We start from the raw sequence: 7,568 nt of genomic DNA, 5'->3' as shown, positions 1-7,568 counted from the left end.
TCTGCTGTGGTCATTGTGGCAACGATAAGAGCTCTTAAAATGCATGGTGGAGAGAAGAAAGATCAATTACAGCAAGAAAATAAGGATGCTTTAATTAAAGGCATTGCCAACTTAAAAAAACATATAGAAACAATAAAAAGCTTTGGACTACCATACATCGTAGCAATTAATAAATTTGCTACAGATACAGAAGATGAAATAACAGAGCTATTAAATTGGAGTAATAAGGAAGGACATCCTGCTGTTTTATGTGAAGTATGGGAACATGGCGGCAATGGAGGAGTAGAGTTAGCTGAAAAAGTACTCAAGATTATTGAAGAACAAGAAAATACCTTTCAATTTTTATATAAAGATGAAGATTCAATTGAACAGAAAATTTTCAATATTGCAAGTAAAGTTTATGGAGCAACAGGAATTCAGTTTACGAATAAAGCAAAGAAACAAATTCAAGAATTTGAGCGCTTAGGGTGGAATAATTTGCCGATTTGTATGGCAAAAACTCAATATTCTTTAACAGATGATGCATCTGTGTTAGGTAGACCTGAAAGCTTTACGATCACAATACGTGAATTAAAGGGTTCGTTAGGTGCCGGCTTTATCGTTGCTATAACCGGTGATATTATGACAATGCCAGGTTTACCATCTGAGCCTGCTGCTCTAAATATGGATGTTTCAGCAGACGGAAAGGCAACTGGCTTGTTTTAGGAGGTAACTATGTTTGATCCGACTGTCTTTGATAACTTGAAAGTAGTAATAGAAGGATATATATACGACTTGGATCTTCAAGGGAAAATTAATGTTATTGGTCGAAGTGATATCGTTGACTTAGCTACTATGGTGAGAAAGTATATCATTACAATTGAAGATGTTAGAAAAAGCAAACGGTCAATCCTCATTGAAATTGAAATACCTCATCGGGAATTATCTGGAGAGCTGTTAGAAACGAATGAAAAGCCTGGGTGTTATGTAACAGTGTCTTTTTATGAGAACAACGGTACTCATGAATATGATGAATTATTGCTAAAAAAATTAAAAAGAAGCTGGGGAAAACAACATTTTGTGAAGCTATTATTAACAAAAGAGATAACTGATCATAGTGTCAAGTATCATCATAAATATATGGTAGAATTTCAAACTTTATATGGTGAAGATTCCATTGATGACCTAATAAATATTGTGGACCACTCAATTTCACTATTAGGGCTAAGCACCAAGAGGTAATAGATTTATAAAATAAAAGGAGGTTTCAACTAATGAGTTTATATCAATTTGAAGTAGAAACCATCAAAGGTGAAATGAAAACATTAGAAGAGTATAAGAATCAGGTCCTTCTTATCGTAAATACAGCTAGCAAATGTGGTTTTACGCCTCAATATAAAGAATTACAAAATCTTTACGATGAATTTCAAAACCAAGGATTTACCATCCTTGGTTTTCCTTGCAATCAATTCATGGGGCAGGAACCAGGTAACAATGAAGAAATTGAAAGCTTTTGTGAAATAAACTATGGTGTTCGCTTTCCAATGTTTTCGAAAATTGAAGTTAACGGTGAAAATGCTCATCCATTATTTAAGTATTTGGCATCTGAAACTCCAGGGTTGCTTGGAACAAAATCGATAAAATGGAACTTCACAAAATTTCTTGTAAATTCAAATGGTCAGCCAATAGAGCGATTTGCACCGAATACAAATCCAAAAGAAATAAAGCCTCATATTAAAAAGATACTAAAAGAAGTCTACACGTCAGACTTCTTTTTCAGTATCTAAAGAACAAGTAAATACTGTAGTTGTCCTCCGGTAAGGGTGGTAACTTGTTTCACTTTATATCCAATGCTAAAAAGTTGTGACAAAGTCTCAGCACAATTTTGACGAGGTGGCTCGATTGGGGCATGATAACTACTATATAATTGCTTAAATTGATTTCGTTCATTGCAATGTAGAAGAATAACATGTTTACCAGTCCAAGCTTGGCCGATCATTGGTTGCTGCTGGTTTCTCGCGTTTTTCATGAACATACTCCTTTAATATTGATAAAGTAGTATATGTGAATGAGCTAGTCAGTGTTTATATATCCGAAACTTTAACAGTTTTCTATAGGAGTGTAATTAATTTCAAAAATCGTTTCTTAAGGATGAGGAGTGTAATTTTTAAGTGGAGAAAACAAAGAAAATCATGGTACAAACGATAGAGGATTTTGTGAAAAAAAGATTAAAGCAAGAGGGTAGCGGTCACGACTGGTGGCATATTGATCGAGTTAGAAAAAATGCCTTACTTATCGGAGAACAAGAAGAGGAAGTAAATATGTTCATTGTTGAAACAGCTGCACTTTTACATGATCTAATAGATGATAAGCTGTCAAAGGAGATAAAACTAGAAGTAACTGATGTAAAAAAACTATTAATTGAATTAGAAGTTAATCGTAATGAAATGAATGAAATCATCTCTATTATTGAAAATATAAGCTTTAGAAAGCATATTTCAGCTGGTAAGCTTTCACTCGAGGCGAAAATTGTTCAGGACGGTGATCGTTTAGATGCGATTGGAGCGATTGGAATAGCCAGGACGTTTGCTTTTGCTGGTTCTAAAGGAAATGTGATTTATGACCCAGAAGGTTTGGACTTGTCTAATGCAATACAGCATTTTTATGATAAATTGTTAAAATTAAGAGAGTTAATGAACACTAAAACCGGAAAGCTTTTAGCTGAAGAACGACATCAATATCTCGAAGGTTTTTTGGAGCAGTTTCTAAAAGAGTGGAATGGTCCGAAAAAAATATAACACAGGCAGCATGCTCGTCTTTTTTAAAAATTTGTTTCAACTGTTAAAAGTAAAAGTATGCGAAGACGATCAAACCCTATGAATGGCATGAAAAAAAGTGGCTATGTTACAATATCATTACGATAAGAATAAAGGAGTGCCATTATGAAAATAAAATCAATCGAACCTACTCCTAGTCCAAATACGATGAAGGTTCTTTTATCAGAAGAGCTTCCTTCTGGAAAAAGCAATAATTACAAAAAAGATCAAGCTAGTGAAGCACCTAATATCATTAAAGATATCCTATCCATTGAAGGAATTAAAGGTGTATATCATGTTGCTGATTTCCTTGCTGTTGAAAGGAATGCAAAATATGATTGGAAAGATCTTTTGGCACAAGTTCGTCAAGCATTTGGTGAGGATGTAGCTGAACAAGCAAATAATGCAACAAATGAAGAAGCATTTGGAGAAGTAAAGGTTTTTATTCAAATGTTTAATGGAATACCAATGCAAGTGAAACTTACTGATGGAATTCTTGAGGAACGCTTTGGCTTACCAGATCGGTTTAAAGAAACTGTTATGACTGCACAACAAGCCAATGACAATGTTGTTCTTGATAGGCAGTGGAAAGACCATGGAGTTCGATATGGTGAACTTGCTGATATTGGAAAAGATGTTGTGGATGAGATCAGTGCTGCTTATTCTGAAGATCGTCTAAAAAGGCTCATTAAAGCAGCGAATGAAAAAGAAAAAACAAAAGTTCAAGCTCGTAAATCCTACAAGGTTAGTCTCGACATGCTTGATGATGAGGATTGGACAAAGCGTTTTGCACATTTAGACCAAATGGAACCAACTGAAGAGGATCTTCCAGTACTTGAAAAAGCACTTGATGATGAAAAGCCATCAATCAGAAGGCTTGCAACTGTCTATCTTGGTATGATAGAAAAGCCTATTGTGTTACCTTTATTATATAAAGCACTTAAAGATAAATCAGTTACAGTTAGAAGAACAGCTGGTGACTGTTTATCTGATATGGGTGATCCCGCCGCAATGAACGAAATGATAGCTGCACTTAAAGATAAAAACAAACTAGTAAGATGGCGTGCAGCTATGTTTCTATATGAAGTAGGAGATGAGTCAGCCCTTCAAGCATTAAAAGAAGCCGAAAATGATTCGGAATTTGAAGTGAGCATGCAGGTAAAAATGGCAATTGGACGAATTGAGGGCGGAGAAGAAGCAAAAGGCTCTGTTTGGAAACAAATGACAGAGCGTAGAAATGGGTAGAGCTCAAAACTAAACAGTCAATTAAGATTGACTGTTTTTATTTGTAGTGAATTTACTGAATATTATTACAAACGAAAAGTATGGAGGTATTATGATGACCAAAGATTTGAGAAATAACAGTAAGGTATTTGAAGGGACGTTAAGAGCACCAAACCGTGCAATGCTTCGTGCAGTAGGTTTTAGTGATGAAGATTTTAAAAAACCTTTGATTGGGGTTGCAAGTACTTGGAGTGAGGTTACACCTTGTAATATACATATTGACAAGCTTGCTATTCAATCAAAAAATGGTGCAAATGGAGCAGGCGGTAAAGGGATGATCTTTAATACAATTACCGTATCTGATGGAATATCAATGGGTACTGCTGGTATGAGATATTCTCTTCCAAGCCGTGAAGTGATTGCTGATTCTATTGAAACAGTTGTAGGTGGAGAAAGCTTAGATGCAGTTGTTGCTATTGGAGGCTGTGACAAAAATATGCCCGGGTGCTTAATTGCCCTGGCACGTATGAATTTGCCGTCAGTATTCGTTTATGGGGGCTCCATTAAACCAGGTAAATTGAATGGAAAAGATATTGATATTGTTTCTGTTTTTGAAGGTGTTGGTCAATACAATGCAGGAAAGATTAATAAAGATGAATTAAGTAAAATCGAGTGTCATGCATGTCCCGGTGCAGGATCTTGTGGAGGAATGTATACAGCGAACACAATGGCATCTGCAATCGAAGCAATGGGTATGAGTTTACCTGGTAGTTCCTCTAACCCTGCTGAATCAGATGAAAAATTTCAAGATTGCTTTGATGCAGGTGATGCTGTTTATAAGTTAATTGAAAAAGGAATTAGACCGAGAGATATCATGACAAAAGAAGCATTTGAAAATGCAATAACAGTTGTGTACGCACTTGGTGGTTCAACAAATGCTGTTCTTCATATACTTGCAATTGCACATGCTGCTAAGGTTGACTTAACAATTGATGACTTCGATCGAATTCAAAGACGGGTTCCTCATTTGGCAGACTTAAAGCCAAGTGGAAAATATGTTATGAATGATCTGCATCAAGTTGGGGGGGTTCCAGCTGTTATGAAATATCTACTTCAGGAGGGCTTCTTACACGGAGATTGCTTAACGGTAACAGGTAAAACAGTTGCTGAAAACCTAGCAGATTGCCAAGAATTAAAAGAAGGACAAAAAGTGATATATCCCGTATCTGAAGCAAAACGTAAAGACGGTCCTTTAGTCATTTTACGAGGAAATCTTGCACCAGAAGGAGCTGTTGTTAAAGTATCTGGTTTAAAGGTGTCGAAGTTAACTGGACCAGCAAAGGTGTTTAATACAGAAGAAGAAGCCTCAGAAGCAGTTATTTCAGGAGAAATTAAAGCTGGTGATGTTTTAATCATACGTTATGAAGGACCAAAAGGTGGACCAGGTATGCCTGAAATGCTGTCCATTTCAGGGATTCTTGTAGGAAAAGGTTTAGGAGAAAGTGTTGCGTTATTAACGGATGGACGTTTCTCAGGAGGGTCTCATGGATTAGTAGTTGGTCATATTTCTCCAGAAGCACAAGTTGGTGGTCCAATCGCTTTTGTTGAAAATGGAGACATGGTTACAGTTGATAGTGAAAAACGTGAACTGTCTGTTGCATTAACAGAAGAACAATTTGAGCAACGTAAGAAAAATTGGTCAGCACCTAAGCTTTTAGAACGAGGTGTTCTTTCAAAATATGCCCGTCTTGTTTCAAGCGCTTCAAAAGGCGCAGTAACTGATTTGTATGAGGAAAATGATAAGTGAAATATGATTTTAAAGCTTTAGGTCATAAAATTTAATGATGATTCTCATAACTTCAAGCACATATTAACGGCCAGGTTTAAAAAGAGTAACATGAATATGAAACAACCTAATGTTATAAGTTGTTAGGTTGTTTCTATTTATTTGCAAGAATGATGACCCTATAGTATTCTTTACTTACATTAATGCACATTTTGGAGGGATTTTATTATGTCAATGGCATATGAAGAATATATGAGACAAATGGTAAAACCGATGAGAGCAGAATTAACCAATGCAGGATTTGAAGAATTAACAACAGCAGAAGAAGTGGAACAATTCATGAATGAAGAAGATGGAACAGTTTTAGTTGTAGTCAACTCTGTCTGCGGGTGTGCAGCTGGCTTAGCAAGGCCTGCTGCAACACAATCTGTTTTGAATGCTGAAAAAAAACCAGATCGAATTGTTACTGTTTTTGCTGGACAGGATAAAGAAGCGACTAGTAAAATGCGTGAGTATTTTAAAGGGCACGAACCTTCATCACCATCAATGGCACTTCTTAAAAATGGCGAAGTTGTTCACTTTATACCTCGTCACGAAATCGAAGGAAATTCAATTGAAGAGATAATGGGAAATTTAGAATCTTCATTTGAAAAATATTGTTAAAAGAAAGGGTGCTTATTGCATCCTTTTTTTACAAGATAAAAAAGCAGTGAATATGGCATATAGGAGTATAAATAGGTATGATAATCACCACTTCAGGAAGGCCTGATGAAAATTTAATAAAGTCTGCTATAGAAATTGCAAATGAATTGGATTCAATTTTTTTGAGAAGAAATAAAAGAGCTGTTGATCAGTTAAAAAGAGAATGTGATGATGATATTCTTGTTGTTGGGAAAAATAGGATGGAACTTCATTTTTCTGATTTTACAGAACCTTTGTTTTTTCATCCTAATTCAGCTATGTTTCGAATAAAAAGAATAGTAAAGGGAGAAGACGATCCCTTTTGTGTTGCATGTAAGCTTGAAAAAGGAAGTTCCTTTTTAGATTGTACACTTGGACTGGCTTCGGACAGTATAATTGCTAGCTATGTTGTTGGTGATAAAGGAATAGTTTGTGGAATAGAAGGCAGTAAGCCTTTAGCTTTTCTTGTGCAAACAGGTCTTTATCAGTGGAAAACTGGTTTACCTCAATTGGATGATGCAATGAAAAGAATTCAGGTAAAAAATAGAGAGCATCTTGCTTTTTTGAAAGAATGCCCGGATAACAGTTTTGATGTGATTTATTTTGATCCAATGTTTGAGGAAACGATAGAAGGCTCCGTTGGATTACAACCTTTAAAAAGAATTGCAAATTATTCTAAGTTAACTAAAGAGACTATTACTGAAGCAAAACGAGTTGCTTCTAAAAGAATCGTGTTAAAAGACCATTGGAGAAGTTCACGTTTTGCCGAATTTCAATTTCAAGTAAATGTCCGTAAAACAGCGAAATTCCATTATGGAGTCATAGATTTGCACAAATAGCAAAAGATAATATCATGGAGGTGTTATCTTTATGCCAAAAAGAAAAGTTGACCCATCTAGAGCTGGTCTTAGCTCTCCAAATGTTGAGGGACAAGGCACCACTATGAATGAAACAGGTGGTAAGCAAGTGGATTCCGCTCGAAAAAAAACAAAGAGAACATAAAGTATTTGCTTTGACAACTAAAAAGGGTGCTCACGTTTGTGGCACCCTTTGCTTTGTTTATGTATTAGTCCGTAATTTCA

The 7,568-nt window shown here is 35.7% G+C and carries 10 protein-coding genes; 9 read left to right on the top strand and 1 reads right to left on the bottom strand.

Annotation, left to right across the window (positions count from 1 at the left end; translation table 11 throughout):
• From ACEWK1_RS20495 to ACEWK1_RS20485, 3 genes are all read left to right on the top strand, one after another.
• Positions 1–705, top strand: a 705-nt coding sequence (locus ACEWK1_RS20495) for a formate--tetrahydrofolate ligase (RefSeq protein WP_416636601.1), incomplete at its 5' end; no start/stop codon positions are given.
• A gap of 9 nt (positions 706–714) precedes the next feature.
• Positions 715–1,221: a hypothetical protein gene (locus ACEWK1_RS20490; RefSeq protein ID WP_212134231.1), complete on the top strand. Its 507-nt coding sequence runs from the start codon at positions 715–717 to the stop codon at positions 1,219–1,221.
• 32 nt (positions 1,222–1,253) lie between these two features.
• On the top strand, positions 1,254–1,766 hold the full coding sequence (locus ACEWK1_RS20485) for a glutathione peroxidase (RefSeq protein WP_416636600.1): 513 nt from the start codon (positions 1,254–1,256) through the stop codon (positions 1,764–1,766).
• Here the strand turns inward: ACEWK1_RS20485 and ACEWK1_RS20480 are convergent.
• Positions 1,763–2,008 (bottom strand): hypothetical protein, encoded by a 246-nt coding sequence (locus ACEWK1_RS20480; RefSeq protein WP_098797423.1) that lies wholly within the window; start codon positions 2,006–2,008, stop codon positions 1,763–1,765. The two genes, ACEWK1_RS20485 and ACEWK1_RS20480, sit on opposite strands and share 4 nt — an antisense overlap.
• Positions 2,009–2,171: 163 nt before the next feature.
• Here ACEWK1_RS20480 and ACEWK1_RS20475 point away from each other — a divergent pair, with 163 nt between their 5' ends.
• The 6 genes from ACEWK1_RS20475 to ACEWK1_RS20450 all read left to right on the top strand — a co-directional run bounded on the left by ACEWK1_RS20475 (position 2,172) and on the right by ACEWK1_RS20450 (position 7,488).
• Positions 2,172–2,777, top strand: a complete 606-nt coding sequence (locus tag ACEWK1_RS20475; RefSeq protein ID WP_212135119.1) for an HD domain-containing protein — start codon at positions 2,172–2,174, stop codon at positions 2,775–2,777.
• A gap of 144 nt (positions 2,778–2,921) precedes the next feature.
• Positions 2,922–4,040, top strand: a complete 1,119-nt coding sequence (locus tag ACEWK1_RS20470) for a conserved virulence factor C family protein (protein WP_212134227.1) — start codon at positions 2,922–2,924, stop codon at positions 4,038–4,040.
• 94 nt (positions 4,041–4,134) lie between these two features.
• A complete protein-coding gene (gene ilvD, locus ACEWK1_RS20465; protein WP_212134225.1) occupies positions 4,135–5,826 on the top strand; it encodes a dihydroxy-acid dehydratase in 1,692 nt (563 codons plus the stop codon).
• 207 nt (positions 5,827–6,033) lie between these two features.
• Positions 6,034–6,468, top strand: a complete 435-nt coding sequence (locus ACEWK1_RS20460; RefSeq protein ID WP_212134223.1) for a BrxA/BrxB family bacilliredoxin — start codon at positions 6,034–6,036, stop codon at positions 6,466–6,468.
• A 77-nt stretch (positions 6,469–6,545) separates the two neighbouring features.
• Positions 6,546–7,325: a class I SAM-dependent methyltransferase gene (locus ACEWK1_RS20455; RefSeq protein WP_416636599.1), complete on the top strand. Its 780-nt coding sequence runs from the start codon at positions 6,546–6,548 to the stop codon at positions 7,323–7,325.
• Between the two features lie 31 nt (positions 7,326–7,356).
• Positions 7,357–7,488, top strand: a complete 132-nt coding sequence (locus ACEWK1_RS20450; RefSeq protein ID WP_098797417.1) for a YuzL family protein — start codon at positions 7,357–7,359, stop codon at positions 7,486–7,488.
• The last annotated feature ends 80 nt before the right edge of the window (positions 7,489–7,568 follow it).

Source organism: Metabacillus sp. YM-086 (assembly GCF_048059995.1).
Taxonomy (GTDB): domain Bacteria; phylum Bacillota; class Bacilli; order Bacillales; family Bacillaceae; genus Metabacillus; species Metabacillus litoralis_B.
This window is presented reverse-complemented; position numbering and strand designations above follow the sequence as displayed.